Annotated in this window: 30 protein-coding genes; 12 read left to right on the forward strand and 18 right to left on the reverse strand. The window is 63.9% G+C overall.

Going from position 1 to position 25,571, the window contains the following annotated elements; all coding sequences use genetic code 11:
• Window positions 1-2 precede the first annotated feature (2 nt).
• On the reverse strand, window positions 3-479 hold the full coding sequence (locus tag NKI46_RS19190; RefSeq protein ID WP_352459888.1) for an anthrone oxygenase family protein: 477 nt from the start codon (window positions 477-479) through the stop codon (window positions 3-5).
• Between the two features lies 1 nt (window position 480).
• Entirely contained in the window at window positions 481-1,308 is an 828-nt protein-coding gene (locus tag NKI46_RS19195) for an NAD(P)H-binding protein (RefSeq protein ID WP_023668744.1), read from the reverse strand.
• A 118-nt stretch (window positions 1,309-1,426) separates the two neighbouring features.
• Here NKI46_RS19195 and NKI46_RS19200 point away from each other — a divergent pair, with 118 nt between their 5' ends.
• Window positions 1,427-2,068, forward strand: coding sequence for a TetR/AcrR family transcriptional regulator (locus NKI46_RS19200; RefSeq protein ID WP_352459887.1), 642 nt, complete (start codon window positions 1,427-1,429; stop codon window positions 2,066-2,068).
• A 186-nt stretch (window positions 2,069-2,254) separates the two neighbouring features.
• Here the strand turns inward: NKI46_RS19200 and rpmE are convergent, their stop codons facing one another.
• Complete coding sequence (gene rpmE, locus NKI46_RS19205; protein ID WP_023668748.1) at window positions 2,255-2,476, reverse strand: 50S ribosomal protein L31; 222 nt, start codon at window positions 2,474-2,476, stop codon at window positions 2,255-2,257.
• A 205-nt stretch (window positions 2,477-2,681) separates the two neighbouring features.
• Between rpmE and NKI46_RS19210 the strand changes: the two genes are divergently transcribed.
• Window positions 2,682-4,484, forward strand: a complete 1,803-nt coding sequence (locus tag NKI46_RS19210; protein ID WP_023668749.1) for an ABC transporter transmembrane domain-containing protein — start codon at window positions 2,682-2,684, stop codon at window positions 4,482-4,484.
• 10 nt (window positions 4,485-4,494) lie between these two features.
• Here NKI46_RS19210 and NKI46_RS19215 read toward each other — a convergent pair whose 3' ends face one another.
• Entirely contained in the window at window positions 4,495-5,982 is a 1,488-nt protein-coding gene (locus tag NKI46_RS19215) for a carboxypeptidase M32 (RefSeq protein WP_352747430.1), read from the reverse strand.
• 146 nt (window positions 5,983-6,128) lie between these two features.
• Here NKI46_RS19215 and NKI46_RS19220 point away from each other — a divergent pair, with 146 nt between their 5' ends.
• Window positions 6,129-6,482, forward strand: coding sequence for a DUF1304 domain-containing protein (locus NKI46_RS19220; protein WP_023668751.1), 354 nt, complete (start codon window positions 6,129-6,131; stop codon window positions 6,480-6,482).
• A gap of 78 nt (window positions 6,483-6,560) precedes the next feature.
• On the opposite strand, the gene NKI46_RS19225 is transcribed toward NKI46_RS19220, so the two are convergent.
• The 7 genes from NKI46_RS19225 to NKI46_RS19255 form a co-directional block, all read right to left on the reverse strand.
• The gene (locus NKI46_RS19225; protein WP_023737876.1) at window positions 6,561-6,986 is read right to left on the reverse strand and encodes a hypothetical protein; all 426 of its coding nucleotides are present in this window, start codon (window positions 6,984-6,986) and stop codon (window positions 6,561-6,563) included.
• A gap of 239 nt (window positions 6,987-7,225) precedes the next feature.
• Window positions 7,226-8,257: a peptidoglycan -binding protein gene (locus tag NKI46_RS19230; protein WP_023684164.1), complete on the reverse strand. Its 1,032-nt coding sequence runs from the start codon at window positions 8,255-8,257 to the stop codon at window positions 7,226-7,228.
• 1 nt (window position 8,258) lies between these two features.
• Window positions 8,259-9,284: a MotA/TolQ/ExbB proton channel family protein gene (locus NKI46_RS19235; protein ID WP_023668754.1), complete on the reverse strand. Its 1,026-nt coding sequence runs from the start codon at window positions 9,282-9,284 to the stop codon at window positions 8,259-8,261.
• Window positions 9,285-9,463: 179 nt separating this feature from the next.
• On the reverse strand, window positions 9,464-10,180 hold the full coding sequence (gene trhA, locus NKI46_RS19240) for a PAQR family membrane homeostasis protein TrhA (RefSeq protein ID WP_023688947.1): 717 nt from the start codon (window positions 10,178-10,180) through the stop codon (window positions 9,464-9,466).
• A 110-nt stretch (window positions 10,181-10,290) separates the two neighbouring features.
• Window positions 10,291-11,091 carry an inositol monophosphatase family protein gene (locus NKI46_RS19245; protein ID WP_023684166.1) on the reverse strand — a complete coding sequence of 267 codons (801 nt, stop codon included), beginning with the start codon at window positions 11,089-11,091 and terminating at the stop codon, window positions 10,291-10,293.
• Between the two features lie 22 nt (window positions 11,092-11,113).
• Entirely contained in the window at window positions 11,114-11,680 is a 567-nt protein-coding gene (gene efp, locus NKI46_RS19250; protein WP_023668757.1) for an elongation factor P, read from the reverse strand.
• A 141-nt stretch (window positions 11,681-11,821) separates the two neighbouring features.
• The gene (locus tag NKI46_RS19255) at window positions 11,822-12,706 is read right to left on the reverse strand and encodes a LysR family transcriptional regulator (protein WP_023747294.1); all 885 of its coding nucleotides are present in this window, start codon (window positions 12,704-12,706) and stop codon (window positions 11,822-11,824) included.
• An 80-nt stretch (window positions 12,707-12,786) separates the two neighbouring features.
• Between NKI46_RS19255 and NKI46_RS19260 the strand changes: the two genes are divergently transcribed.
• Window positions 12,787-13,803: a zinc-dependent alcohol dehydrogenase family protein gene (locus NKI46_RS19260; protein ID WP_023742241.1), complete on the forward strand. Its 1,017-nt coding sequence runs from the start codon at window positions 12,787-12,789 to the stop codon at window positions 13,801-13,803.
• Window positions 13,804-13,812: 9 nt separating this feature from the next.
• Here NKI46_RS19260 and NKI46_RS19265 read toward each other — a convergent pair whose 3' ends face one another.
• The 3 genes from NKI46_RS19265 to NKI46_RS19275 form a co-directional block, all read right to left on the reverse strand.
• The gene (locus NKI46_RS19265; protein WP_196814895.1) at window positions 13,813-14,877 is read right to left on the reverse strand and encodes a tetratricopeptide repeat protein; all 1,065 of its coding nucleotides are present in this window, start codon (window positions 14,875-14,877) and stop codon (window positions 13,813-13,815) included.
• Between the two features lie 46 nt (window positions 14,878-14,923).
• Window positions 14,924-15,571, reverse strand: coding sequence for a thiamine phosphate synthase (locus NKI46_RS19270; RefSeq protein WP_023747292.1), 648 nt, complete (start codon window positions 15,569-15,571; stop codon window positions 14,924-14,926).
• Between the two features lie 142 nt (window positions 15,572-15,713).
• Window positions 15,714-16,631 carry a DMT family transporter gene (locus NKI46_RS19275; protein ID WP_023684172.1) on the reverse strand — a complete coding sequence of 306 codons (918 nt, stop codon included), beginning with the start codon at window positions 16,629-16,631 and terminating at the stop codon, window positions 15,714-15,716.
• A gap of 129 nt (window positions 16,632-16,760) precedes the next feature.
• Between NKI46_RS19275 and NKI46_RS19280 the strand changes: the two genes are divergently transcribed.
• Complete coding sequence (locus NKI46_RS19280) at window positions 16,761-17,198, forward strand: Lrp/AsnC family transcriptional regulator (protein WP_023747291.1); 438 nt, start codon at window positions 16,761-16,763, stop codon at window positions 17,196-17,198.
• Here the strand turns inward: NKI46_RS19280 and NKI46_RS19285 are convergent.
• Both NKI46_RS19285 and NKI46_RS19290 read right to left on the reverse strand, forming a co-directional pair.
• Window positions 17,195-17,653 (reverse strand): GNAT family N-acetyltransferase, encoded by a 459-nt coding sequence (locus tag NKI46_RS19285; protein ID WP_352514820.1) that lies wholly within the window; start codon window positions 17,651-17,653, stop codon window positions 17,195-17,197. The two genes, NKI46_RS19280 and NKI46_RS19285, sit on opposite strands and share 4 nt — an antisense overlap.
• A 57-nt stretch (window positions 17,654-17,710) precedes the next feature.
• Window positions 17,711-17,857, reverse strand: coding sequence for a hypothetical protein (locus NKI46_RS19290; protein WP_352512211.1), 147 nt, complete (start codon window positions 17,855-17,857; stop codon window positions 17,711-17,713).
• Here NKI46_RS19290 and NKI46_RS19295 point away from each other — a divergent pair.
• Entirely contained in the window at window positions 17,856-18,626 is a 771-nt protein-coding gene (locus NKI46_RS19295) for a sulfite exporter TauE/SafE family protein (RefSeq protein ID WP_023668765.1), read from the forward strand. The two genes, NKI46_RS19290 and NKI46_RS19295, sit on opposite strands and share 2 nt — an antisense overlap.
• A 7-nt stretch (window positions 18,627-18,633) precedes the next feature.
• Here the strand turns inward: NKI46_RS19295 and NKI46_RS19300 are convergent, their stop codons facing one another.
• Window positions 18,634-19,185 (reverse strand): DUF2269 family protein, encoded by a 552-nt coding sequence (locus NKI46_RS19300; protein ID WP_352747436.1) that lies wholly within the window; start codon window positions 19,183-19,185, stop codon window positions 18,634-18,636.
• Window positions 19,186-19,494: 309 nt separating this feature from the next.
• On the opposite strand from NKI46_RS19300, the gene NKI46_RS19305 reads away from it, so the two are divergent.
• The 6 genes from NKI46_RS19305 to NKI46_RS19330 all read left to right on the forward strand — a co-directional run bounded on the left by NKI46_RS19305 (window position 19,495) and on the right by NKI46_RS19330 (window position 24,114).
• Window positions 19,495-19,875 (forward strand): hypothetical protein, encoded by a 381-nt coding sequence (locus tag NKI46_RS19305; protein WP_023668767.1) that lies wholly within the window; start codon window positions 19,495-19,497, stop codon window positions 19,873-19,875.
• A 385-nt stretch (window positions 19,876-20,260) separates the two neighbouring features.
• A complete protein-coding gene (gene rcdA / locus NKI46_RS19310; RefSeq protein WP_023668768.1) occupies window positions 20,261-20,791 on the forward strand; it encodes a protease adaptor protein RcdA in 531 nt (176 codons plus the stop codon).
• A 67-nt stretch (window positions 20,792-20,858) separates the two neighbouring features.
• Window positions 20,859-21,365, forward strand: a complete 507-nt coding sequence (ruvC, locus tag NKI46_RS19315) for a crossover junction endodeoxyribonuclease RuvC (RefSeq protein WP_023668769.1) — start codon at window positions 20,859-20,861, stop codon at window positions 21,363-21,365.
• A 10-nt stretch (window positions 21,366-21,375) separates the two neighbouring features.
• Window positions 21,376-21,996 (forward strand): Holliday junction branch migration protein RuvA, encoded by a 621-nt coding sequence (gene ruvA, locus NKI46_RS19320; protein ID WP_352514818.1) that lies wholly within the window; start codon window positions 21,376-21,378, stop codon window positions 21,994-21,996.
• A 43-nt stretch (window positions 21,997-22,039) separates the two neighbouring features.
• Window positions 22,040-23,077, forward strand: coding sequence for a Holliday junction branch migration DNA helicase RuvB (gene ruvB, locus NKI46_RS19325; protein ID WP_023700287.1), 1,038 nt, complete (start codon window positions 22,040-22,042; stop codon window positions 23,075-23,077).
• A 134-nt stretch (window positions 23,078-23,211) separates the two neighbouring features.
• On the forward strand, window positions 23,212-24,114 hold the full coding sequence (locus tag NKI46_RS19330; RefSeq protein WP_352747439.1) for a metallophosphoesterase: 903 nt from the start codon (window positions 23,212-23,214) through the stop codon (window positions 24,112-24,114).
• A gap of 143 nt (window positions 24,115-24,257) precedes the next feature.
• Here NKI46_RS19330 and NKI46_RS19335 read toward each other — a convergent pair whose 3' ends face one another.
• Window positions 24,258-25,508, reverse strand: a complete 1,251-nt coding sequence (locus tag NKI46_RS19335; RefSeq protein ID WP_352747441.1) for a glycoside hydrolase family 5 protein — start codon at window positions 25,506-25,508, stop codon at window positions 24,258-24,260.
• Window positions 25,509-25,571 lie beyond the last annotated feature (63 nt).

The following is a 25,571-nucleotide window of genomic DNA, read 5'->3' on the forward strand; positions in this document are numbered from 1 at the left end:
TTTCAGAGCAATGCGAACATGAAGCAGGCCATCGACACGATGGCGGTGATGGTGCGGACGTGGTTCCACATCACCCATTGATTCAGATGGTTCGCCCACACGGCTGCGCCATTGGCGCTGGCCGGGTCGACGGCGGCGAGCGCATCGTTGAGCGGCACATTGAAGACCATGGTCACGATCGGGTTGCCGATCAAATAGATCACGGCGCCGGCAAGCAGCCAGTATGAGCCGGACTGGCGCCACCCCATGAGAACGGCGGCGATAAGCACCAGACAGAGCAGGCCGGTGCCGAACAGCGCCGTCATGAAGGTGGGCGTGATCACCGTGATGTTGATCGAATTCATCGCTGCGATGCCTTGGGGGACCGGCAGCCGGGCAAGCGCCGCCATGATAAAGTTGGAAAAGGCGAAGAACACGCCGCCGACGACGCCCGAGCCGATGGCGGCGATGATGGTGAGGGTGGGAAGAAGCTTGATCATCTCAGTTGCTCCAGATGCCGGTTGCAGCGGTTTCATTTGCGTAGGCGGAAAAGTCTTTCGGCGCGCGGCCGAGCACACGCTGGACGCCGTCGGTCAGCGTCTCGTTGCGGCCGTCAAGCACTTCGGTGAACAGCTCGTTGAGCAGCCAGGCGATTTCGGGCGGCAGTTCGTATGCCGCCGTCGCGGCGGTGAATTCGTCATGCGAGATCTTGATATAGCGGATGTCGCGGCCGGTCGCCTTGGCGATCTCGGCAACCGCGTCGGCGAAGCTTAGCAGCCGCGGCCCGGTCAACTCATAGAGCTGGCCGACATGACCCGGTTCGGTCAGCGCAACGAAGGCAGCATCGGCGATGTCGTCGACATCGACGAAGGGCTCGCCAACAGGGCCGACAGGCAAAGCCACTTCGCCTTGCCGCAAGGACTCGACGAGAAAACCTTCACTGAAATTCTGCGAAAACCAAGCGCAACGCAGGATGGTCCAGTCAGCGCCCGAGGCTTTGACCATCTCTTCGGCGCGCTGGGCTTCGGTCTCGCCGCGGCCGGAGAGCAGCACCATGCGGGTGACGCCATTTGCCACCGCAAGCCTGGCGAAGGCGCCGACGGTCTCGGCGGCGCCCGGCACGGCGATGTCGGGATAGTAACTGATGTAGACGGCGCCCACGCCCTGCATGGCAGGCTCCCAGGTCGCCGGAACCTCCCAGTCGAAGCGAGGGCTGCCGGAACGCGAGCCGATGCGCACGGGAATGCCCTGTGAGGTCAGCCGCCCGGCGAGGCGACGGCCGGTCTTGCCAGTGCCACCGAGGATCAGGACTGGTTTGGTGTCGGTCATTGTGGTTTTCCTCTGTTTACAAATATGAGTAATCCTCACATTTGCAAAACGTGATAAACCCTCGTATTTTGGGAGTCAAGCCGTCTGTTGGCAGATTTTGTCGAGACCGGAGGCCGTCATGGAAGACACAGCAACGCCCGCATCTGCCCAGGAGCAGGTCGCATCGCCGCGACGGGCGCCCACCCAGCAGCGCAGCCGCGAGCGGGTCGAGCGCATGCTGGCCGCAGCCTCGGCGCTGATTGCCGAGCAAGGCAGCGACGCCATGCGCATGGGCGAGGTGGCGGAACGGGCCGCGGTGTCGATCGGCTCGCTCTACCAGTTCTTTCCCGACAAGCGGGCGATCGTCTGGGCGCTGGCCGAGCGCTACACCGCCGAAAGCCAGGCCTGCATCTCCTCGGCGCTCAAGGATGTCGTCGACGCCGAGGGCCTGCGGCAGGCGTTTTCGGAGCTGGTGGATATCTACTATCAGCTGTTCCTGGCCGAGCCGGTGATGCGCGACATCTGGTCGGGCACGCAGGCCGACAAGGCGCTGCGCCAGCTCGAACTCGCCGACAGCCGGGCAAATGCCGAATTCCTGACCATGGTGCTGAAGCGGCTGCATCCCGGCGCCGATCCGGTGGCGCTGGAGACCACAGCGTTTCTGGTCTGGCAGATGGGCGAGGCTGCCGTGCGGCTGGCGATCTCGGTCGACCGGCAGGAGGGCGACAGGCTGGTCGCCGCCTACAAGCGCATGGCGCTGCGGGAATTGGTGGAGGGGTAGGCTCGCACCACTCTGGGAAGGGTCGCTTCGAAGCAGCAGGGTGGAGGCGTCGGACCGCACCCGACCCTTGGGCCGACCTCCCCACAAGCGGGCGGTATCGGCGCGTAAGCTTGAAGCGACTGACTTTGGCGGCAACAAAAAACCCGCCACAAAGGCGGGTTCTTGATTCAGCGATACAGGTAAACTTTAAAGGCCGAACCCTTCGAAGCGCTTCTTGAACTTCGACAGGCGGCCGCCGCGGTCGAGCAGGGTCTGCTGGCCGCCGGTCCAGGCCGGGTGCGTGGTCGGGTCGATATCGAGGTTCATCGTATCGCCTTCCTTGCCCCAGGTCGAACGGGTCGAGTATTCGGTGCCATCGGTCATGACGACCTTGATGGTGTGGTAGTCGGGATGGATATCGGCCTTCATTGTCGTGCTTCCTGGCTTGTGGCGCTACAGACTGGCCCGCGGCCTGCGTCGATGCGCCCCTTTTTAAAACTCGAAGCCGCAGCTATTGAAAAGCCACGGCTTCTAAAACGGTCGGCGAGCCTATACATCAGCCGGAATTGAATCACAAGGCCACGGCAGGCGCATATTGAACGCGCCCACCTGGAAGCGGCCAGAGGAAACGGTCATGGCGGACATCAGCGGCGAGCAAGACGGGCGCAGGCGCTCGCTCGGGCCGCTCAGGCGCCTGTATCCCTATATATTCCGCTACCGCAAACTGGTCATAGGCGCCCTCATTTCGCTCGCCATCGCCGCGGCGACGACGCTGGCGCTGCCGCTGGCCGTGCGGCGCATGATCGACCACGGTTTCAGTGCTTCCGGCACCGTCTTCATCGCCGAATATTTCGCCGCTTTGGTGGCGATGGCAGCCATTCTGGCGGCGGCGTCGGCCGGACGCTACTACTTCGTCATCACGCTCGGCGAGCGGGTCGTCGCCGACATCCGCAGCGACGTGTTTTCGCATGTCACGACGCTTTCGCCGTCCTTCTTCGACACCGCGCAATCGGGCGAGATCGTCTCGCGGCTTGCCGCCGACACCACGCAGGTGAAATCCGCGGTCGGCGCCACCGCCTCCGTGGCGTTGCGCAACGTCATCCTCGGCCTTGGCGCGGTGGCGATGATGGTCGTCACCAGCCCGAAACTGTCGGGCCTGGTGATCGCGGCCATTCCGCTCATCGTGCTGCCGCTGGTCGCGTTCGGCCGTTCGGTGAGGCGCCGGTCACGGCAGGCGCAGGACACGCTGGCGCAAGCGACCGCCTATGCCAGCGAGCAGATCGGCGCGGTGCGCACGCTGCAGGCGTTCACCAACGAGACGCTGGTCACCGGGCGGTTCTCGGCCGCGGTGGAAGCCGCCTTCCAGGCGGCGCGCTCGTCGATCTTCTCCCGCTCGCTGCTCACCTTCTTTGCCATCTTCATGATCTTTTCCTCGGTCGTGGCGGTGTTGTGGTTCGGCTCGCGTGACGTGCTTGCCGGCACGATGTCGCCCGGCACGCTCGGCCAGTTCCTGCTTTACTCCGTGTTTGCCGCAGGCGCGCTGGGCGCACTGTCGGAAGTCTGGGGCGAGCTTGCCCAGGCGGCGGGTGCGGCCGAAAGGCTGACCGAGATACTCGACGAGACGCCGGCGATTCAACCGCCGGCCAATCCGCTGCCGCTGCCCGCCAAGGCGACAGGCGCGATCAGTTTCGACGACGTCTCCTTCTCCTACCCGGCAAGGCCGGACCGTGCCGCCGTCCACGGCTTGAGTTTTCAGGTCAAGCCCGGCGAGACGGTGGCGATCGTCGGCCCGTCGGGCGCCGGAAAGAGCACCGTCTTTTCGCTGATCCTGCGCTTCTACGATCCAGAAACCGGCCGCATCGCCATTGACGGCGTCGACGTGCGCGAAGCCGATCCGGCTGAAGTGCGGGAGCGCATTGCGATCGTGCCGCAGGACGTCACCATCTTTGCGGCAAGCGCGCGCGACAATATCGGCTTTGGCCGGCCGGGCGCGACGAATGCCGAGATCGAGGCCGCCGCCAGGGACGCGCTGGCCGACGAGTTCATCCTCAGGCTCGACAAGGGCTACGACAGCCAGGTCGGCGAGCGCGGCGTCACCTTGTCCGGCGGCCAGCGCCAGCGCGTGGCGATCGCCCGCGCCATCCTGCGCGACGCGCCGATCCTGCTGCTCGACGAGGCCACGTCGGCGCTCGACGCCGAAAGCGAAACGCTGGTGCAGACGGCGCTGGAACGGCTGATGCAGGGCCGCACCACCATCGTCATCGCCCACCGGCTGGCGACCGTGCTGAAGGCCGACCGCATCCTGGTCATGGATGGCGGCCGCATCGTCGAGGAAGGCACGCACCAGAGCCTGGTCGCCAAGGGCGGAATCTATGCAAGGCTGGCCAAGCTGCAGTTCGAAACCGGAGCAAGCGCCTTCAGGGGTGCCGCGGAGTAGCAACCCGCAATCAGGCGGGACCATACCGCTTGCGGAGATGCTCGGTGAAATGCGCGGCATTCAGTTTCTCGCCGGTGGCGCGCTCAAGCAGTTCGGGCGTCGACCAGCGCGATCCCTGCGACCAGATCTTGTCGCGGCGCCAGTCATTGATGGCGGCGAAATTGCCCCTGGCGAGATCGCTGTCGGCTGAAGGATGGTCGCGCGTCAGCGCAGCCCATTGCTGCGCCGCCATCATGGCGCCCAGCGTATAGGACGGGAAATAGCCGAAGGCGGCGCCCGGCCAATGCACGTCCTGCATCGGTCCGTCGGCTGGGTTGTCGATGGTCGAAAGGCCAAGATACTCCCGCATCTTGGCGTCCCAGGCTTCGGGCAGGTCGGCCGCCTGCAGCCGCCCCGAGACCAGCTCCTGCTCCAACTCGTAGCGCAGGATGACATGCAGCGGGTAGGTGACCTCGTCGGCGTCGACGCGGATCAGGCCGCGCTCGACCCGGTGCACATGCGGCAGGATGTCGTCCAGCGACCAGGCCTCGCCGAGATGCTTTTCCACCACCGGCAGCGCCCAGCGCCAGAATTCGGGGTTGCGGCCGATCTGCTTTTCGACGAACAGGCTCTGGCTTTCATGCACCGCCATGCCGCGCGCCTTGCCGAGCGGCCAGTGCGCCCAGGCCTTCGGTAGGTTCTGCTCGTAGAGCGCATGGCCGGTCTCGTGCAGCACGCCCATCAAAGCCGACAGGAAATCGGACGTTTTGTAGCGGGTGGTGATGCGAACGTCGCTCGGCACCCCGCCGCAGAAGGGATGGTGCGATACCGACAGAGAACCATGGGTGAGGTCGAAGCCGACCGAAGCCATCATGGCGAGACCAAGCTCGCGCTGTTTGTCGATCGCATAGCTGCCGGAGAGCGGCTTCAGCGGGCGCTTGGCCAGTCGCGCTTCCTGTACGGCCAGCGCTTCCGGCACGAAGCCCTTCAGGAATGTCTTCAGCTCGGTGAAGACCGGCGTGATGTCGGCGGCGCGGTTGCCAGGATCGTATTGCTCCATCAGTGCGTCGTAGGGATCGAGGCCGAGCGCGTCGGCGCGCAGGGCGGCTTCCTCGCGCACCAGCGCGATGACACCTTCGAGCGCCGGCAGGAATCCGGCCCAGTCATTCTTGCCGCGCAGGTCGCGCCAGAGCTGCTCGGAGCGCATACGCGCCACCGTCTGGCGCTCGACGAATTCGACCGGCAGGCAGGTCAGGTTGGTGTATTGGCGACGCAGTTCGCGGACCGCCGCCTGCTGCTCCTCGTTCAGCGCCTCCTGTTCGGCGGCGGCGAGCCAGTCGGCGATCTCCGGCGCCGTTGCCCTGATATGCAGCATCCCGGCCAGGGACGACATGGCTTCGGCGCGCTTCTCGCCGCCGCCGACGGCCATGTGGGTCGCCTCGTCGGCGCCGAGGATAGCGAGCGCATGTTCCAGCGCTTCGAGCTTGTGGCCGAGATCATCGAGCTTCTGAAAAGACATGACAGGTTCCGCGTTTTGGACCGCGGGAAAAGATACCAACGCGCCAGGATTGGCAACCCTCAAAGGTGGCTATGCAGCTTGCGCCGGTGAGCTGGTGCGTGGAATGCTGGCTGACGGTGGAACACCGCCATGGAGGGGAGACTAAGATGATCGGCAATATCCTGGTCGGGCTGGTGGCCCTGATCCACCTCTTTATCGTCTATCTGGAGATGGTGGCGTGGGACACACCGCGCGGGCACAGGGCGTTCAACCTCAAGCCGGACTTCGCCAGCGCATCGAAGGTGCTCGCCGCCAATCAGGGGCTCTACAACGGCTTCCTTGCCGCCGGGCTGATCTGGGGCCTCTATCTCGGCGCGGCGGGATTCCAGATCAAGGTGTTCTTCCTGCTTTGCATCGCCGTCGCCGGCCTCTATGGCGCGGCGACTGCCAGCCGGAAGATCCTCTATATTCAGACCGTGCCGGCGGTGCTGGCCCTCGCTGCGCTGTGGCTGGGCTGGTGACAAAAAAGACGCCCTCGGAGCCAGATCCGGGGGCGTCAGACAGTCCCTTCCTCATTCCTGGAGATATCAGAGCGGATCTCAGCCGTTCGGATAATTCCCGCCGTCGGAGCCATCACCGATCATGAAGCCGCTGCCGGTGTCGGACATCAGCCTCTGATCGACATTGTCGAGGCGGCGCAGCAGATCGTGATATTGCGCGGCCGGGATCCGGCCATGGTCCGAAGCGGCGACCCGTTCGGCGGCCTGGCCGATATGCGCCGCACGCAGATGCAGCCACTGCGCTTCCGAGGTCGAGATGCCCTTGGTTTCGCGCGCATCCGCGATGCCCTGTTCGACGCCCCGCACCTGCTCGATCAGGCCGGTCACACGCGGACCGGTCATGTCGGTCGGGTCGCTGGCGTCGAGGGCGCCCTTGTGATGTCCGGCGGCATAGGCGCCGGCGAGTGGAACAGTGATCAGAAGTGTCGTGAGGGTTGCGGTCCTGAGAGTCTTCAAAGAGCGCATGATGTGCGTCTCCTCCTGCTATGGAAGGGGCAAGCGCTTTCGCTCCGCCTTCCGGAAGCGGGCCGTCCGGTTCCGTCGCGTCGCGATGGGAGGCATCGCCGGCGGTTCTCGGCCCTGCGCGTCAAAGTAGGAGCCCGGAAACGCGAAGTGTAATTAAAGAAAGATAATGTTTTCAGGCCTTGCCGGCCTGGCGTTTCGCCCTAGAGTTGAGCTGGCAAACAATTTCGCGTGACTGAAAATCACCGTTCGGTGAGTTTCAGTTCAATGCGTCGGTTCTTGTTGCGGGCGTCTTCGGTGTCGGCGGGGTCGAGCGGCTGGAATTCGCCGAAGCCGGCCGCAACCAGCCGGTTGGCGGGCACGCCGTTCTCGATCAGGAACTTGACCACCGAGGTCGAACGCGCCGTCGACAATTCCCAATTGTCGCGATAGCGGCCGGCGCCGGACAGCGGCTTGTTGTCGGTGTGGCCGTCGACGCGCAGCACCCAGTTGATCTCGGGCGGGATTTCCTTTTGCAACTCGATGATGGCGTCGGCGAGCTTCTTCATCTCGACCTTGCCGGCATCGTTGATCACTTCGGAGCCGGTCGGGAACAGAACTTCCGACTGGAAGACGAAGCGGTCGCCGACGATGCGGATGTTCTCGCGATCGGCGAGGATTTCGCGCAGGCGGCCGAAGAAGTCGGAGCGGTACCGGTTCAGTTCCTGCACGCGCTGCGCCAGCGCGACGTTGAGCCGACGGCCGAGATCGGCGATCTTGGTGTTGGAATCGCGGTCGCGCGTTTCGGACACGTTGAGGGCGTCCTCGAGCGCGCCGATCTGCTTGCGCAGTGCCGCGATCTGCTGGTTCAGGATCTCGACCTGGCTCAGCGCCTGCTGGCTGATCTGGCGCTGGCTGTCGAGTTCGCCGCCGAGTTCCGCGGCGCGCTGGGTGGCGGCGTCGCCGGCGCCGGCACCTTGTGCCAGCAGCTGCTCGAGCCGGCTCTTCTCAGCTTCGGCGGCCGACAGCGACGCCTGCAGATTGGCCAGCGAATCGTCCTTGTCCTGCGCGCTCGAGCGCTCCAGCGCCAGCAACTGCGTCAGTTCGTTGATCTGCGAGTTGAGGCGCGTGAGCGCCGTATCTTTGCCGGAGAGTTCGCGTCCGAGCAGGAACTGCGCCAGCACGAAAACGGTGAGCAGGAACATGATGGCGAGCAGCAGCGTCGACAGCGCGTCGACGAAGCCCGGCCAATAGTCGATCCGGCGATCGGTGCGCCGGCCCCTGGCGAGAGCCATGCTAGTGGACCCCGGGTTTCTTCAGCGCGTCGGCGATCTTTTCCAGCGTGTTGCGCATCGCCTTCTGCTCGTCCGATTGGGCCTCGACCCAGTCGCGCATGATCTGCTGCTCGGAGCGCATGTTCTTGACCAGTCCGGAAATGCCGTCGGCGAGATTGGCCATGGCGGTGGCGACGCGCGGATTGGAGCCGCCGCCGCTTTCCTGCATGCTGCGCAGCCGTTCCGACAGGACCCGGATCTCGTCGGAGGATTCAGTCTTGGCCGGGTCGGCGACGGCGATGTCGGAGGAGAGATCGGTGACCGAGGACAGCCAGTTTTCAAGCTCGGTATAGAAGCGGGTCTGCGCGCGGCCGGCCTGCAGGTCGAGGAAGCCTAGCACCAGCGACCCGGAAAGGCCGAACAGCGAGGACGAAAAGGCCGTACCCATGCCGGCCAGCGGCGCCGACAGCCCCTGCTTCAGCGAATCGAGCACCGCGGCGGCGTCGCCGGTGCCGGGATCGAGCGATTCGATGGTTTCGCGGATCGAGCCGATGGTGTTGAGCAGGCCCCAGAAGGTGCCGAGCAGACCGAGGAACACCAGCAACCCGACGAGATAGCGCGAGGTGTCGCGGCTTTCGTCGAGGCGGGTGGCGATCGAATCCAGCATGGTGCGCATCGAAGACGTCGAGAAGGCGACCGTCGAGGAGCGGCCGATCATCGCCTTCATCGGCGCCAGCAGCACCGGCTCGGTGGTTTCGGAACCGGCGCGGAAGGAATTGACCCAGCGCACTTCGCGAAACAGTCGTCCGACCTGGGCGAAGGCAAGCAGGATGCCGACCACAAGGACGCCGACGATGAGGCCATTGAGGCCGGGATTGCTCCCGAAAGCGGTCGAGATCTGGCGGGTGAGGATGGCGGCGATGAAGGCGACGATGACCAGGAAGATGACCATGGTCAGGAGGAAGACCTGCGGGCTCGACAGTTTGTGCGGATCGTACATCAGGACATCAGAACGCCTGCCCACGCCGAAGGATCTGAGAAAAGCCATTCGTGCCCCGTTTCCGATGCTCTATTTGCCTTGACGCAATTCCGAACGGGAAGCCGCTCATACTTCCCTGGAACCGCTCCATTGCCGCCGATCACGTAATTCGCGACTCTAAACGGAATTGTGACCAAATTGAATGGCGCTTGGCAATATTGCCCGACTGTCGGGCCGCACCACGCCGTTCAGAGGCGGTTGACGACCAGGCAGTCGACCATGGCGGCAAGATGCAGCCCGGCGCCGGTGACGACAAAGCCGTGCCAGAGGGCATTGTGAAAGCGCAGGCGTTTCCAGGCGAAGAAGATGACGCCGCAGGAGTACACGATGCCGCCGGCGACAATCAGCGCGATCGAAGTCGTCGGCAACGTCGCCACCAGCGGCTTGACCAGGACGACGCCGCTCCAGCCGATGGCGAGATAGAAGACAATGGCCAGACGGTCGAAGCGGCCGGGCAGGAACACTTTCATGGCAATGCCGGTCAAAGCAGCGGTCCAGACAAGGACAATCATCGGCAGCGCCAGCGGCGAGCCGTCGAGCTGGGCCAGAAAGGGCGTGTAGGTCGCGGCGATCAGGAGGTAGATCGCCGCATGATCGAAGCGCCGCAAGATCCACTTCGCCGGCGACGTCACCGGCCACAGATTGTAGGTCAGCGAAATCGACAGCACAGTCAGCAGCGACACCACAAAGAAGGCGGCGGCGATGTATTCGCCGGGACCGGCATGGAAGGCGGCCAGTGCCAGCAAGGCCGAGCCGGCTGCTATCGCCAGCACGATGCCGACCGCATGGACGATGCCATCGGCGATCATCTCCGCACGCGAGTAGTGCCAACGCCCGACATAAGGGATTTCAACTGGCTGGTCTGGCTGCGCTTCTCGCGAGGATAGTGAAGGTATGCTCGTCATAAAAAATCCTGCGTCACCCTTATCTGGGCGGCCGCCGGGCAGTATTTCAAGCTTTGATTGCGGTTTTGCGACCGCGGCGCTTCAGCACGCCGCGCCGGCATGCCAAGTGATCAGCGCGCCGAAAGCGGCTTCTTCACCGCCTTGAGCAGCGCGCGCTGGATGACCTCGTTGCCGGCGACGAGCGAACCCGCCTCGAGCATATCCTGGCCTCCATCCATGTCGGAGACGAAGCCACCGGCCTCGCGGATCAGCAGCAGGCCGGCGGCAATGTCCCAGGCCGACAGGCCGGTTTCCCAAAAGCCGTCCATGCGGCCGGCCGCGACATAAGCGAGATCGAGCGCCGCGGAACCCAGGCGGCGCACGCCCGAGACCTCGGCCATCACATTGCGCAACTCGACGAGGAAATTGCCGTGCTGGCCGCGGCCGAGATGCGGCACGCCGCAGCCGATGACGCAGTCGGTGAGCTTGCTGCGGCCGGCAACGCGCAGCCGGCGATCGTTCATGAAGGCGCCGCCGCCGCGCTCGGCGGTGTAGAGCTCATCCATTGCCGGATTGTAGATGACGGCGGCGACCAACTGGCCCTGTCGCTCCAGCGCGATCGAGATGGAAAAGATCGGAATGCCGTGCAGGAAATTGGTGGTGCCGTCGAGCGGGTCGACGATCCAACGGTGCTGGTCGTCGTCCCCTGCGATCATGCCGCGCTCTTCCATCAGGAAGGCATAGCCCGGCCGCGCCTTCGACAGTTCGGCAAACAGGATGTCCTCGGCCTTGCGGTCGGCTTGGCTGACATAGTCGCCCGGTCCCTTCATCGACACCTGCAGGTTCTGCACCTCGCCGAAGTCGCGCGACAGCGAGCGGCCGGCCTTCATGGCGGCCTGGACCATGACATTGAGAAGTGCGGAGCGTGCCATCGTATCTGTTCCTGCCTACGCGTCAGTCTGCGCGGCGCATGTAGGTGAGTTCGTTGGTGTCGACGACGATGCGTTCGCCGGCGCCGATGAATGGCGGCACCAGCACGCGGATGCCGTTTTCCAGCACCGCCGGCTTGTACGAGGACGCGGCCGTCTGGCCCTTCACCACCGGGTCGGCCTCGGTGATGGTCAGCGTCACCTGGTCGGGCAGCGAAATGCCGATCGGCCTGTCCTCATAGAGCTGGACCGTCACCATCATGCCGTCCTGCAGGAAGGCGGCGCGGTCGCCGACGAAATCCTTCGCCAGCTCGAGCTGCTCGTAGCTCTGCGTGTCCATGAACACCAGCGCGTCGTCCTGGGCGTAGAGGAAGGAAAAATCCTTCAGATCGAGCCGGATCTGCTCGACGGTCTCCGCTGAGCGGAAGCGCTCGTTGAGCTTGGTGCCGTTGATCAGGTTCTTAAGTTCGACCTGGTTGTAGGCGCCGCCTTTGCCGGGCTTGACGGTGTTGGTCCTGACCGCCACCCAAAGGCCGCCATCGTGCTCGATGACATAGCCGGGACGGATTTCGTTGCCATTGATCTTGGCCATGATGAGATTGATCCGGGATGCTAGCAACGGCTTGGCCGTTGATATGAGGATGGTCGCTGGATAAGCGATTTCGGGCTCCCAAGACCACAAATCGGCAGGAGAGGCAAGGGATGCCAGATCGCCCGACAAGGGCTGGTAGCCTCAAACCTGGGCCGCAATGACTTTGCCGACGGCCTCGACGATGGCGTCCGCAGCCTCAGTCTGCCGGTTGAGATGAGGCGAACGAAGTGCGGCGACCTGCAAGGAAAGGTCGACATCTTCCGTGTTGACCAGCATGAGGCCGTCGGGAAGTCCGCGCCTTGCAAGACGCAACGGCACTAGCCCAAGGCCGTGCCCCCGACGGACCCATTCCATCTGCAAGGCCGGATCCTGTATCTCCGCCGCGATCTCGAAATAACGCCTTCCGCCGACCAGAACGGACGTGAGCTTCTGGCGCGCGTCGCAAGGTGCCGGACTAAGCACCCACGGCATGGGTGTCCGGCCACCGTCTTCCGGATCGGCGACGGTGGACGCAGCTATGACGCCAAGACGTTCAGTGCCAAGCGCTTCCGGACCTGGCTTGTCCGACGATCGCAGAACAATCGTCACATCGAGCTCGCCGCGTTCGAATTGATCGATCAGTTCGGCGCTCCAGCCGGTCTTGAGCCGTAGCGACACTTTCGGGAACGCCGCCGCGGCGTTGGCGATGGCCCCGGCGATGTCGCGGTCCGAGAGGCCATGAGCGAGGCCAAGGCGGAACAGACCTTCCGGCTCGGTCTTTCCGGCGAAGGATTTCAGCGCTTCTACGGAAGCGATGATATCGCGTCCGCGCGCCAGCACTCCCAGCCCCGTCGGCGTCAGTCGCGGCGGCTTTTGCCGGCGGTCGAGCAGCGTCGTGCCAAGCATGTCCTCCAGCCGCTGGATTTGCCGGGTCACAGCCGGCTGCGTCAGCGGCAGGCGCCGGGCGACCTTCTGGATCGAGCCCTCCTCGGCAAACAGGGCGAGCGTGCGCAATTCCTCAAGCATAGTCAGAACGATGTTTTGCAAGCATAATCATTCTGAACATTATGAATTTGAAATCCACCGCCTGGCAAGCGATTTTCCTTTCAAACGGAAGGACAATGACAATGAAGGCAATCGAACTGCAGAGCCCAGGCGGCATCGACAATCTCATGATGGTCGAACGGCCAACGCCGGAACCCGGCCGTCAGGAGATGATCGTCCGCGTCAAGGCGACGGCGCTCAACTACCGCGATGTCGAGATCGCGCGCGGCAGCTATCACACGACATTCCCCTTGCCGCTGGTGCCGCTTTCCGACGGCGTCGGCGAGGTCGTTGCGGTTGGCTCCGAGGTCAGCCGCTTCAAGGTCGGCGACCGGGTCTGCGGCACGTTCTGGCAGCGATGGGTCGGCGGCAGCTTCGCCATGGCCGAACCCTCATACCAGCGCGGTGGCCCCATCGATGGGCTGCTAAGCGAATTCGCCCGGCTGGACGAACAGGCGGCGGTCATCGCCCCGGCGCAGCTCAGCGATGTCGAGGCGGCGACGTTGCCTTGCGCCGCGGTCACTGCCTGGCATGCGTTGTTCACCGAGGGCAAGCTCAAGCCAGGCGAAACCGTGCTCAGCCTCGGCACCGGCGGCGTGTCGCTGTTTGCCGTGCAGTTGGCAAGGGCGGCCGGCGCGCGCGTCATTGTTACGTCGAGCAGCGATGAGAAGCTTGCCCGGGCGAAGGGGCTTGGCGCGCATCACGGCATCAACTACCGCGACAATCCGGACTGGTCGTCGGCCGTGCTGGCGCTGACCGATGGCCGCGGCGCGGACCACATCATCGAAGTCGGTGGTCCCCAGAGTTTCGCGCAGTCGCTCAAGGCGTCGGCGCGCGGCGCCCAGATCAACGTCATCGGCTATCTCGGCGGCAGCGAAGGGGTGATCAATCCGCTCGACATCTTCCGACGCCAGGTGAAAGCACGCGGCATACCGGTCGGCTCGCGCGAGTCCTTCGAAGCGATGAACCGGGCGCTCGCCGTCAATCGGCTGCGGCCGGTGATCGACCGGGTCTTCCCATGGGCAGAGGCAGCGCAGGCCTTTCGCCATCTCGAACACGGCTCTCCCTTCGGCAAGGTCGTGCTGGATCATACACAGTGACGTTGCGTGTCAGGGCAGGCGGTTGGCCTTCTGCAAGGCTTGCTTTGTCTGATCGTCGGTCAGCCCTTGCAGGAAATCGTCCATCTCCGGATCGATAAGGCCGGCGCGGCGGGCGACCACATACCAGGCCCCGGCCAGGATCAGGTCGGGGTCGGTTCCGATGCCGCCCATATAGAGCTTTGCCAACCGGTTCTGGGCAGCGACATTGCCGCCTTCAGCTGCCTGCTTCATCCAGTTGAAGCCGGATTTCAGGTCGCGAACACCGCCCCGGCCCTCGATCATCCAGGCGGCAAGATCGATCTGCGCGGTGTCGTAGTTCTGCCTGGCAGCCTGTGCCAGCAAGCTGCGGGCCTTTGCATCGTCGCGGGTTTTGCCGCCGACGCCATTGGCATAAACCTGCGCCATCGCATACTGGGCGTCGGCAAGCCCTGTCGCCGCGGCACGCTCATAATAAGGCACAGCCCTGGCGATGCCGGCATCGCCCGGATCCTGCTGCACGAGCAATTGCGCGAAGTTGAACTGCGCCAGCCGGTTGCCGGCCTCGGCGGCGGCCTGCATCAACGCATAAGCTCCCTTCTCGTCCTTCTTGACGTAGCGGCCGTCGAGCAGCATCAGCGCATACTGGAACTGCGATTCAGGAATCCCCTGCTCGGCGGCCTGCGCATACCATTTGGCGGCTTCCGCTGGGTTGAGCGGCACGCCCAACCCGCGCGACAGGATCTCGGCCACCAGCGTTTGCGCCGCCGGGTCGCCATTCTTGGCCCGCACCAGCGCCAGATTGTAGGCGGTCTTGTAAAGACCGCGCTGGAAAGCGCCATAGGCGGGGTCCGCCGGCTTGGCGCCGAAACGCTCTGGGTTGATCGCGTCGGCCGACGGCAGCGGCGCGGTTGTCGCGGGCTGCGGCAGCGGGGTGTCGATCGGCTTTTCGATATGGACGCCGGAATCCGTGGCACCGGCTTTCGGGGCACCCGTATCGGGGGCGACCGCATCCGGCACGCTGAGGGCGGGCGCGCTGGTGTCCGGCCTCGGCTGCGGCAGCGGAACGGTTTCCGCCGCGATCGCTGCCCCGCTCATCAAGGCCGCAACGAGAACCGCGAGAGGAAGTCCAGGTCGGCGCACGTCAGCCCTCGAAGCGCGGCGCGGTTTGGTCGAGCAGCGCATTGGCGGCGGCAATCGCCGCCTTCGGATCGGCGCCTTCGGCCAAGACGGCGCTGGACAGCGCCACGAACTCGGCGCCAGTGGCGGCCACCGCTTCTACCGAAGCGATGGCGGAACCGGCCATGACGACGCAAGGGATCTCAATCACGTCCGCCCACCATTGCCCGAGCGACAGGTTGCGCGGATGCGGTTCCGGCTTGTTGTCGTAGCCGAAGCGGCCGAAGAAGATGTAGTCGGGCCTGGTTTCGCCGAGTTCCAGCGCGTCGTCGCGCGTCTTGGCGCCGCCGGCGCCGACCATCATCTTGCCCTGGAAGTGTTCGATGGTCTCGGCGAGCGCGTCCTTGGAAACCTCGACATGAATGCCGTCGGCCTGGACACGGCCGGCAATGCGGGTATCGCCGGCGATGACGACGGCGATGCCGGCCGCTTGCGCGGCCGGTACGATCTGTTCTGCGAAGGCCTGGAAGGCAGCCTCGTCCATGCCGTTCTCAGGCAGGATCAGGGAAGCGATATCACCGCCGTCGAAGGCAGCCGCAATGCGCTGCGCCGGAGCGTCCTTGGGTGCGATCAGCACGATGCGGCAGCGGTTGGGGGGTGTTGCGTCGTTCATGGCTTTCGATCCCGGGTTTCGCCTATGCCGGGCGAAGATGGTTGCATTGCGGCATAGAACAAAGCGCCCGCCTTGAACAGGCGGGCGGGGATCGATGAGATGGCTTTGGTTTACGATAGCCCGCAAGAAGACGCTCTGCCGCTCATTTGACGGCTTGCGGGCTTTCGACCGTTGGTTTGGCTTTCCACAAAGTCCAGCCGAGGTTCATGCCGGCGGCGGCGACCAGGATCGCGGCGGCGCCGACGAGCTGGGCCGGATGCAGCCGGTGGCCGAAAGCCATGACATCGACCAGGATCGCCACGACAGGATAGATGAAGGACAGCGACCCCTGCAGATGCGTCGGCAGTTTCTGGATGGCGGCGTACATCAATATGTACACCAGGCCCGTGTGAACGACGCCAAGCGTGGCCAGCATGGCCCAGCTCCAGGCATCTGCGGGCAAATGCGAGAGGTTGGCGAAGGGCGCCAGCATGACGACGCCGACGCAGACCTGGATCAGCGCGATCAGATGCGGCGGGGTGCCCTTGAGCTTCTTGGCGACGATTGCCGCGACAGCCCAGAAGAAGGCCGCTCCGAGCGCCATGACGATGCCGATGACATAATCTGTGCCGGTTATGCCGGAACCGACACCCGCATCGGGCCCTGTCTGCACGATCAGCAGCATGCCGGCGAAGGCGATGCCGAGCCAGGTCAGCTTGGCCAGGGTCAGCCGCTCGCCGAAGAACAGCGCGCCGAAGCCGACCAGCATGAAGGGCTGCGTGTTGTAGACCGCCGTGGCAATCGAGATCGAGGCGCGGGAGAAGGCGCTGAACAGCAACAGCCAGTTGATGACAATGGCCGCGCCGCCAAGAGCGGCGATGGCAACAATGCGCAGCGTCAGCCTGCCGCGCAGCAGCCCGAGTGCCGCGCAGGTGATCAGCAGCGCCACCGCTCCGAAAGCGCAGCGCCAGAACACCACGTCCATGACGGGCTGGCCCGACATGACGACAAACCAGCCGATCGTGCCGACGATCGTCATCGCCGCCGTCATCTCGATCGTGCCGCGTACCGTGTTGTCCATGACAATACCTCTATCTGTTGAGGCCATAATCTCATGCCGCCTTGAGGGTTTATATGCCTTATGAAAGGTGATAAGCGCACAACACCTTATTTAATAAGGCGCGCGCTGCCCTTTTGCTAGGAGATGAAAATGCTGGACGAGTTGGACAGAAAGCTTCTCGACATCCTGATCCTGGATTCGCGGACTTCGTTGAAGGATCTGGCGCAGCAGGTCGGGCTGTCGTCGCCGAGCGTCTCGGAACGGCTGCGGCGGCTCGAGGAACGCGGCGTCATCCGCGCCTTCACCATCGAGATCGAGCCGGAGGCGCTGGGGTTTCCGCTGCAGGCGATCGTGCGGGTGCGGCCACTGCCGGGCAAGCTGCACATCGTGCAGAAGCTGATCGAGGAGATCCCGGAATTCGGCGAATGCGACAAGGTCACCGGCGACGACTGTTTCGTGGCCCGGCTCTACGTGCGCTCCATCGGCGAGCTCGACAAGCTTCTCGACCGCATCGCCGACAAGGCGGAGACCAGCACCGCCATCATCAAGGCGCAGCCGATCCGGCGCCGTCCGCCGCCACTGAACTAAAGCTCCAATTTGTAACCGATGTGGCTGGCCTTGAAGCCGAGCCGGTCATAGAAGCGATGCGCGTCCTGGCGGCTCTTGTTGGTGGTCAGCTGGATAATCTTGCAGCCGCGTTCACGGCACTGTTCGATCGCCCATTCCAGCAGACGCTGTCCCAGCCGTTCGCCGCGGCGGTCTGCGACGACGCGCACAGCCTCGATCTGGCCGCGCAAGGCGCCCTGCAGCGACAGCCCGGCGAGATAGCTGATCTGCAACGTGCCGATGACGCGGCCGCTATCCGTCATCACGGCAAGAAACTGGTTGGGGTCGGCGTCGATGGCGGCAAAGGCGTCGCGATAGGCCTTGGCGAGTGGCTCGGTCGCATCCTCGCGGCTGAGGCCAAGCGGATCGTCGGCGAGCATGGCTACGATGGCAGGCAGGTCGGCCGCTTCGGCGCGGCGGATGTGGGGTTCGCTCATTGTCAAAAACCTGGGGTCAAAACCTGGGGCCAAAACCTGATGCATCGGACGGCGCCCTTATGCATCGGCGGCGATCTTGCCGTAAATCCGGAACCGTCGCTTTACGCACAGTTGATCGACACGGCCGGCATTTTCCCGGTCGCGGCGCAAGGGTTTCTGGGCTATTGCAGGGCAACCGTCTTCCCTCCAGCTTTTCCAGTTCATGTCAGGTCTGCTCGCCGATCCGTGGTTTTATGCCGCCGCCATTCCGGCGGTAATACTTGTCGGGCTGTCGAAAGGCGGCTTCGGCGGCGCTGTCGGCTTCGTTGGCGTGCCTTTGATGGCGCTGGCCATGCCGCCGGTGCAGGCGGCGGCCATCCTGCTGCCGATCCTGTGCCTGATGGACATCGTTTCGGTGTGGACGTGGTGGGGCGTCTACGACAGAAAGATGCTGGTCGACATGATGCCGGGCGCGGTGATCGGCATTGGGCTCGGCTGGCTGACGGCAGCGCTCGTAACCGAAGAGATGGTGCGGCTGATCGTCGGCGCTGTCGCGCTGATCTTCGTGCTGCGCTGGCTCTATCTCCAGTTCCGCCACGGTTCCGACCATGCGGCGGCGCCCAACCGCATCGCCGCCGCCTTCTGGGGCACCGTCGCCGGCTTCACCAGCTTCGTCGCCCATGTCGGCGGGCCCCCCTTCCAGGTCTATGCGCTGCCGATCCGGCTCGATCCGAAGGTGCTGTCGGGGACATCGGCGATCTTCTTTGCCGCCACCAACGCGCTGAAGCTGATCCCCTACTTCGCGCTTGGCCAGTTCGACACCGCCAACCTGACGGCGTCGGCCGTGCTGATGCCGCTGGCGCCGCTGGCCACCATCGCCGGCGCCTGGCTGGTGCGGCGCATGCGGCCGGAGATTTTTTATCCCTTCACCTACGCGACCGTGGCCGTGGTCGCGGTCAAGCTGCTTTGGGACGGGATCGCCGGCCTGCTCTAAATCCCGCTCAGGCGGCTGCCGGTTTGGTTCGCGGGGCGCTCGCAAAGGTCAGCGATGCACCACCAACGACCACGACCGCCATGGCGCCGAGAGTGGCGATGTCGTGCGCGGTCGGCTTCAGCACCATGTCGGCGACGACGACGATCATGATGACGAAATCGAACTTGACGATCCGTATCATGCGGCGCCCAAACGATATGGCAGCCGGGGTCATGCGGTCCGCGGCAAGCATTGTGGCAAGCTTTTCGAACGAAGGCTTCAGCACGAGGATACCGGTCAGAAACGCGGCGGCGTAGCCGCAAAGGCCGATGACGACCCAAAGGTCGGAGAAGCCGGTCCATAGCGAAGTCAGCACCAGACCAGAAGCCAGGGTCGCGATAGACGCCGGCACGAACAGACGCAAGCCGAGTTTGTCCGTCGTTCTCAGCATGACCATCAGCGTCTCGTCGTCGCCGTCGCGATCGGCGAGTATCGAAACCAGCAGCATTGCGAAACCGCCGCCGAGCCAGAGGATCGCTGCCATGACATGCAGGAATTTGAAGAGAGAATACCAGTCCATTGCCGCTCCTTGTGCATCGTTCCGGGGGTAAACTGCTTTCGCGCGTCTGCTTCCGAAGGAGGGCGGATTATCTCCGTACATGTATCCAGAAGATGCCGCGTGGGTGCCGGCTTGTTGCGGTGGCGCCGTCGCCGGATTTTACCGCCAGCCCGCACAATACCCGGCATTTGCCGGATGGACGCCGTGTCGGCATTGGCTGGTTTCGCGGCATGATCCTGAAACCTGCGGGGACTAAGCCGCTCGCGACCGACGCTCCATTTTGGCCGCGCGCGGTCGGACCAAGTCTGCAACAACCATCGAGGGTATCCCATGCAAGGCGTAGCACGAAATTTCTTCACCCTGGCCGTCATCTATTCCCTGTGCGGCATGGCGCTCGGCCTGCATATGGCAATCTCCAATGACCATGGGCAGATGCCGACCCACGCGCACACCATGGTGGCGGGCTGGCTGATGTCGGCGGTGTTTGCCTTCTTCTACCACCTGTTTCCAGCGGTCGGGCAAAAGACGATTGCGGTCGTGCATTTCTGGCTGACGGCAATCTGCGGCATCGCACTGATGATCGGGCTTTACTTTGAACTTGCCGGCCATCCGGAGATCGAGCCGGTGCTGGCTTCCTCCTCGATGGGCTTTTATGCGGCGATGCTGCTGTTCGCCTTCATTTCCTTGCCGGCTGTGTGGAAGAAGGCATGAACAAGCTGACGATCAGGCTCCGGGGGCCGTTGTGCTGATACGGCACAGAAGGGCAGCGGTCGATCAAGAAATATCCGCGCCGTTAAGGGTTCATTAAGCTTTACAGGTGTTTACTATGTCCATCCAGTGATCTGGATTCTTACCGAGTGGTTGGAGCCACTTCGTTTGACGCCTCCCTGTTAAACTCCTGAGAGCCGCCTTATCCGCGGCTCTTTTTTTGTCTGCTTTTGGTCCGCTTGGCGCCCCTGCACAGGCGTTAACCGTTTGTTAAACATGTGCTTGCCTTCACCGGCGGCGAAGCGCATTTTCAAGCTTCAGTCATCTAGGGTGCCGGCGTGACGGCGAGAAGCCGAATCAGCCGACGGGGCAGTGCAGGGGCGTATCGATGAACGAGCCTTCGAAGGGCATCGCGAAAACCATCAAGCTGGCGGAACGCCGGGTTTTCTCCCAATCCTTCAAACCGCTCTACCAGGAAGGCATGGGCCTGGTCGAACAGGCAGCCGAGTATCTTGACGGCAAGGGCCGGGCCGAGGCCAAGAAGCTGTCCAGGCTGGCGGCGACGCTCTATGCGGCCGAATCGATGCGGCTGACCACAAGGTTGATGCAGGTCGCCTCCTGGCTGCTTTTGCAGCGGGCGGCAAATTCCGGCGAGATGACCCGCGACCAGGTCGCTTCGGAAAAATCCAAGGTGCGTCTCGACACCGCCTCGGCGCATGACGAAGCGGTCGGCTGGGGCGAACTGCCGAAGGATTTCCTCGACCTCGTCACCCGCTCGCTGCGCCTGCAGGCGCTGGTGCGCCGCATGGACGAAGAGATCTATGGCGGCGCGTTTGCCGAGACGCCTGCCGCCGCCCGCCGCGCCAATCCGGTTTCCGACCAGATCACGCTGCTGAACACGGCTTTCGCTCGAGGTTAAACGCTTCCCGTTTCCGGTTTGTTCACATTTCGCTGACATCGCTGTGCGCCGGAGGTAGACTTCGCGCATGAGGGAAGCGATTCGCATTATCGGTATCGATCCGGGGCTGAGGCGCACCGGCTGGGGCATCGTCGAGAGCCTCGGCAACTCGCTGCGCTTTATCAGCTCCGGCACTGTACGCTCCGACGACAAGGCGGCGCTGGCGACACGGCTCTGCCAATTGCATGACGGGCTGGCCGAGATCCTGCATGCGGCCATGCCCCAGGAAGCGGCCGTCGAGCAAACCTTCGTCAACAAGGATGCGGTGGCGACACTGAAGCTCGGCCAGGCGCGCGGCATAGCCATGCTGGTGCCGGCGCGCGCCGGCCTTGTTGTGGCCGAATATGCCCCCAATGCCGTCAAGAAGGCGGTGATCGGCGTTGGCCATGGCGACAAGAAGCAGATCCACATGATGGTAAAGGTGCTGTTGCCGAAAGCCGTTTTCGACACCGAACATGCCGCCGACGCGCTAGCTATCGCCATCTGCCACGCGCATCACCGGCAAAGCGTCGCCTACAGGATGGCGCTGGCATGAGGGATCACGCATGATCGGCAAATTGAAAGGCACGCTGGACGAGATCGACGAGGATTTCTGCCTCATCGATGTGCACGGCGTCGGTTATGTCGCCTATTGCTCGGCGCGCACGCTGGCCGCGCTGCCTTCGCCCGGCGAGGCGGTGGTGCTGTTCATCGAGACCTATGTGCGCGAGGACATGATCCGGCTCTACGGTTTCCAATCGGTGCTTGAGCGCGAATGGTTCCGGCTCTTGATGAGCAATGTGCAAGGCGTCGGCGCCAAGGTGGCGCTGGCCATCCTGTCGACGCTGGCGCCGGTCGACCTCGCCAATGCGATCGCGCTGCGCGACATCGCCATGGTCAGCCGCGCGCCCGGCGTCGGCAAGAAGGTGGCCGAGCGCATCGTCACCGAATTGAAGAACAAGGCGCCGGCCTATGCCGGAACCGCCTCCGGCGCCATCGGCCTTAAGCAGGAACTCGGGGAAGGCGTGGCGCCGGCGCCGATCACCGACGCCGTCTCGGCGCTGGTCAATCTCGGCTATTCGCGCGACACCGCAGCCAATGCTGTCGCGGCGGCGCTGAAGACGGCCGGCGAGGACGCCGATGCCTCGAAGCTCATTCGTTTCGGGCTGAAGGAACTGGCGCGGTGAGTGATTGCTTGTCCGGTCCTTTGCCCTGTGCGAGGAAGGCCGCATGAGCCTTTCACCCCGCCTCATTGCCCCGGAAAAGCGCGGCGAGGATGCTGAGCAGACCTTGCGGCCGCAGACGCTCGCCGATTTCGTCGGCCAGGCCGCGGTGCGGGCCAACCTCAAAGTCTTCATCGAGGCCGCCAAGGGCCGCAGCGAGGCGCTTGACCATGTGCTGTTCGTCGGGCCGCCGGGGCTTGGCAAGACAACGCTGGCGCAGATCATGGCGCGCGAGCTCGGCGTCAATTTCCGCTCGACCTCCGGTCCGGTGATCGCCAAGGCCGGCGATCTCGCCGCACTTCTCACCAATCTGGAAGACCGCGATGTGCTGTTCATCGACGAGATCCACCGGCTCAATCCGGCAGTCGAGGAAATCCTCTATCCGGCGATGGAGGATTTCCAGCTCGACCTGATCATCGGCGAAGGTCCGGCGGCACGCTCGGTCAAGATCGATCTTGCCCGCTTCACGCTCGTCGCCGCCACCACCAGGCTCGGCCTTTTGACCAACCCGCTGCGCGACCGTTTCGGCATTCCGGTGCGGCTCAATTTCTATTCTGTCGAGGAACTGGAGCAGATCGTGCGGCGCGGCGCCCGTATCCTGCAAATGCCGCTCGGCGACGACGGCGCGCTGGAGATTGCGCGCCGCGCCCGCGGTACGCCGCGCATTGCCGGCCGGCTGCTGCGCCGGGTGCGCGATTTCGCCTCCGTTGCCGGCGACGGTCACGTCGACAAGCAGATTGCCGACGAAGCTCTCACCCGGCTCGAGGTCGACGCGCTCGGCCTCGACGCGCTCGACCGCCGCTATCTCTCGATGATCGCGCGCAATTTCGGTGGTGGGCCGGTCGGCATCGAAACGATCGCCGCCGGCCTGTCCGAGCCGCGCGACGCCATCGAGGACATTATCGAACCCTATTTGATCCAGCAGGGTTTCATCCAGCGCACGCCACGCGGCCGCGTGCTGACCGCCAATGCCTGGCGCCATCTCGGCCTCGACGCGCCGAAGGATCTGGCGCAGCAGCAGATCAACCTGTTCCAGGAAGAGTAACGGAGATTTGTTCTTCGGAACGGATTTCTGTGCAGAATTTCCTCAAGCTTGCCAGCGTGAAGGCGCATTCTTGGATGCTATCGGGCGTCGTAGTGTCGGCGCGAACTGCTCCGATCAAGGTCGGAGCCAGAAAAGTGATCACCAGACGCGGGTTCCTGAAATTCGTCGGGGGTTCATTCCTCTCGCTGGCGTCGCTCAGTGCCTATGCGGTCGGCATCGAGCCGATGCTGTTGACCCATTTGAAGCGCTACCGGCTGACCCCGCCGCATTGGCCGGCGGGCTTGAAGCTGCGCGTTGTAGCACTTGCCGATATTCACGCCTGCCGCCCCTGGATGACGCCTGAGCGGATCGCTTCGCTCGTCGAGGGTGCGAACGTGCTGCAGCCCGATCTGATCGTACTGCTCGGCGACTATATCTCAGGCATGTCCCTGGTGACGAACCGGGTGGAGGCCCATGAATGGGCGCCGGCCTTGTCAGGACTGAAGGCGCCGCTTGGTGTCCTGTCGATCCTCGGCAATCACGACTGGTGGCACGATCCTTTCGCGCAGCAGGCCGGAGCGGGGCCGACTGTGGCGCGCAAGGCATTGGAGGAAGCCGGCATCTCGGTTCTGGAGAACGACGCTGTGCGTCTGGAAAAGAATGGATACGGCTTCTGGATCGCCGGACTCGCCGACCAGCTGGCCCTGTTGCCGAACAAGGCCGCAGGCCGCGACAAATTTGAAGGCCTCGACGATCTCGACGGCACGCTGGCAAAGATCACCGACCAGGCACCGATCATCCTGCTTGCGCATGAGCCTGACATTTTCCCGAAAGTGCCGTGGCGGGTTTCGCTGACGCTGTCGGGCCACACACATGGCGGGCAGGTCAGGCTGTTCGGCTATTCACCGGTGGTGCCGTCCCGCTTCGGCAACCGCTTTGCCTATGGCCATGTCGTCGAGAATGACCGCAATTTGATCGTGTCAGGCGGGCTCGGCTTCAGCATCGCGCCGGTGCGCTTTGGCATGCGGCCGGAGATCCTGCAGATCGACCTCGGTTAGAGCATGCCGGTATTCAGGTGATGCCGGCCTGCAAATGAGGTGTTCCTGCGCTTCCGGTAGTCACGGACCAAAGTCCGCTCCGTTCCGGTTCTCGGACCCCTCATTTCCGACTCGGCCTGATCTGGATCTCGACATGCCTAGGGCTAATGGAGCGAGCGGATTGCATCCATCACGGCGGGTTCGGCCTTTTCGCCGTTGAAGGCATCGACGATGCCGAAGGCGCCGCCAAAACTCCACACCGACCATGAGAAGCCATGCGCCTCGGCGCGCGCGATCATGTCCTTGACATAGGCCGCGCGGTATTTGGGCGGCATCACATAGGGATTGCCATATTCCTGGCGGATCATGCCGAACTCGCCCAGCGTGATGTTTTCCGGCTTGATGGCGTTGGCCTTCGCCCAGGCCTCGACCTTTTCGAACGGCGCATCCATGACGCCGAGCAGCTTTTCGTCCGTGTCCATGCTGGCGACTTGTTCATCGAGATAGGCGAGCAGGCCGTTCCGTCTGGTCCGTGGCGCCTCGGCTTTTATCTTGGCGCGGATCGCATCCAGCGTCGCATCGAGCTCGGCGCGCGGCACCGCGGTCAGCGGATAGGGCAGGCCGGTAACATAAAGAATGAAATCGCCGGCCCAGGTCGCGCCCTGATGCGTCAGCAGGAACGGGTCGTAGGAGTGGAAGGTCCAGATGAGGTTGTCGTCGGGGACCGACTTTGGATCGATCCTGACCAGCGAAGCCGCATTGGAATAGCAGGCGCCGGTCAGGATCAGCGTCAGCCTGGTGGCCGAGGCGCGCGCGGCCGCCAACAGCTTTTGCTGACGCTCCGGCCACAGGCTGGCGCCATCGCTGTCGCAGTCGACGATCGGCTCGTTCATCGGCTCGAAGGCGACCTGCGCCGGGTCCTCGGAGGCCAGCGTGCGCGCCATTTTGCGGACGACCTCGACATAGGCGTCGAAGGTTGCGGGATCGTCCATCACCTGGCCCATGCCGATCTCGCGGCCGCCGCCGGCGGGAATCAGATGCATGTCGACGATCACTTTCAGACCGGCCCGGTTGATCATGCGCGCCGAGTCCCGCACGCTGGCATAAAGGTCGTCACGCAGCGCCAGTGTCTGGTCCGACATAAACGGCGAGGGATCGACCGGCATGCGCAGAAAGTCGAAACCGGCGGCCTTCAGCGCCTTGAGGTCATTCTCGTTGAGGAACTTGCGCCATTCCGGATAGGGCAGGATGGCTTGTCGGTCGTTCCATTTGTCTTCCCCGACCCAGGTCGTCCACTGGTCGAGGTTGAGGCCGCGCTTCATCGAAAAGCTAGCGGCCTGACCGGGAAGCGCAGACGCCGCCAGCACCAGCAGCGCTGCTATCACGGTCTTGATCATCGCCGTCAACAGTGCCATCCGGTTTGCTGCGCTGGTGATTTTGGCAAGACAGGTGCCCCGCCGGGGGCAAAAAGGAAAGCG

Origin of the sequence: Mesorhizobium sp. M0615 (assembly GCF_040320805.1) — a bacterium.
Taxonomy (GTDB): domain Bacteria; phylum Pseudomonadota; class Alphaproteobacteria; order Rhizobiales; family Rhizobiaceae; genus Mesorhizobium.

Excerpts from the sequence above, each read along its gene's own strand:
- NKI46_RS19190 (WP_352459888.1), bottom strand. The coding sequence starts at position 479 with ATGATCAAGCTTCTTCCCACCCTCACCATCATCGCCGCCATCGGCTCG.
- NKI46_RS19195 (WP_023668744.1), bottom strand. The coding sequence starts at position 1,308 with ATGACCGACACCAAACCAGTCCTGATCCTCGGTGGCACTGGCAAGACC.
- NKI46_RS19200 (WP_352459887.1), top strand. The coding sequence starts at position 1,427 with ATGGAAGACACAGCAACGCCCGCATCTGCCCAGGAGCAGGTCGCATCG.
- rpmE (WP_023668748.1), bottom strand. The coding sequence starts at position 2,476 with ATGAAGGCCGATATCCATCCCGACTACCACACCATCAAGGTCGTCATG.
- NKI46_RS19210 (WP_023668749.1), top strand. The coding sequence starts at position 2,682 with ATGGCGGACATCAGCGGCGAGCAAGACGGGCGCAGGCGCTCGCTCGGG.
- NKI46_RS19215 (WP_352747430.1), bottom strand. The coding sequence starts at position 5,982 with ATGTCTTTTCAGAAGCTCGATGATCTCGGCCACAAGCTCGAAGCGCTG.
- NKI46_RS19220 (WP_023668751.1), top strand. The coding sequence starts at position 6,129 with ATGATCGGCAATATCCTGGTCGGGCTGGTGGCCCTGATCCACCTCTTT.
- NKI46_RS19225 (WP_023737876.1), bottom strand. The coding sequence starts at position 6,986 with ATGCGCTCTTTGAAGACTCTCAGGACCGCAACCCTCACGACACTTCTG.
- NKI46_RS19230 (WP_023684164.1), bottom strand. The coding sequence starts at position 8,257 with ATGGCTCTCGCCAGGGGCCGGCGCACCGATCGCCGGATCGACTATTGG.
- NKI46_RS19235 (WP_023668754.1), bottom strand. The coding sequence starts at position 9,284 with ATGGCTTTTCTCAGATCCTTCGGCGTGGGCAGGCGTTCTGATGTCCTG.
- trhA (WP_023688947.1), bottom strand. The coding sequence starts at position 10,180 with ATGACGAGCATACCTTCACTATCCTCGCGAGAAGCGCAGCCAGACCAG.
- NKI46_RS19245 (WP_023684166.1), bottom strand. The coding sequence starts at position 11,091 with ATGGCACGCTCCGCACTTCTCAATGTCATGGTCCAGGCCGCCATGAAG.
- efp (WP_023668757.1), bottom strand. The coding sequence starts at position 11,680 with ATGGCCAAGATCAATGGCAACGAAATCCGTCCCGGCTATGTCATCGAG.
- NKI46_RS19260 (WP_023742241.1), top strand. The coding sequence starts at position 12,787 with ATGAAGGCAATCGAACTGCAGAGCCCAGGCGGCATCGACAATCTCATG.
- NKI46_RS19265 (WP_196814895.1), bottom strand. The coding sequence starts at position 14,877 with ATGAGCGGGGCAGCGATCGCGGCGGAAACCGTTCCGCTGCCGCAGCCG.
- NKI46_RS19270 (WP_023747292.1), bottom strand. The coding sequence starts at position 15,571 with ATGAACGACGCAACACCCCCCAACCGCTGCCGCATCGTGCTGATCGCA.
- NKI46_RS19275 (WP_023684172.1), bottom strand. The coding sequence starts at position 16,631 with ATGGACAACACGGTACGCGGCACGATCGAGATGACGGCGGCGATGACG.
- NKI46_RS19280 (WP_023747291.1), top strand. The coding sequence starts at position 16,761 with ATGCTGGACGAGTTGGACAGAAAGCTTCTCGACATCCTGATCCTGGAT.
- NKI46_RS19285 (WP_352514820.1), bottom strand. The coding sequence starts at position 17,653 with ATGAGCGAACCCCACATCCGCCGCGCCGAAGCGGCCGACCTGCCTGCC.
- NKI46_RS19295 (WP_023668765.1), top strand. The coding sequence starts at position 17,856 with ATGTCAGGTCTGCTCGCCGATCCGTGGTTTTATGCCGCCGCCATTCCG.
- NKI46_RS19290 (WP_352512211.1), bottom strand. The coding sequence starts at position 17,857 with ATGAACTGGAAAAGCTGGAGGGAAGACGGTTGCCCTGCAATAGCCCAG.
- NKI46_RS19300 (WP_352747436.1), bottom strand. The coding sequence starts at position 19,185 with ATGGACTGGTATTCTCTCTTCAAATTCCTGCATGTCATGGCAGCGATC.
- NKI46_RS19305 (WP_023668767.1), top strand. The coding sequence starts at position 19,495 with ATGCAAGGCGTAGCACGAAATTTCTTCACCCTGGCCGTCATCTATTCC.
- rcdA (WP_023668768.1), top strand. The coding sequence starts at position 20,261 with ATGAACGAGCCTTCGAAGGGCATCGCGAAAACCATCAAGCTGGCGGAA.
- ruvC (WP_023668769.1), top strand. The coding sequence starts at position 20,859 with ATGAGGGAAGCGATTCGCATTATCGGTATCGATCCGGGGCTGAGGCGC.
- ruvA (WP_352514818.1), top strand. The coding sequence starts at position 21,376 with ATGATCGGCAAATTGAAAGGCACGCTGGACGAGATCGACGAGGATTTC.
- ruvB (WP_023700287.1), top strand. The coding sequence starts at position 22,040 with ATGAGCCTTTCACCCCGCCTCATTGCCCCGGAAAAGCGCGGCGAGGAT.
- NKI46_RS19335 (WP_352747441.1), bottom strand. The coding sequence starts at position 25,508 with ATGGCACTGTTGACGGCGATGATCAAGACCGTGATAGCAGCGCTGCTG.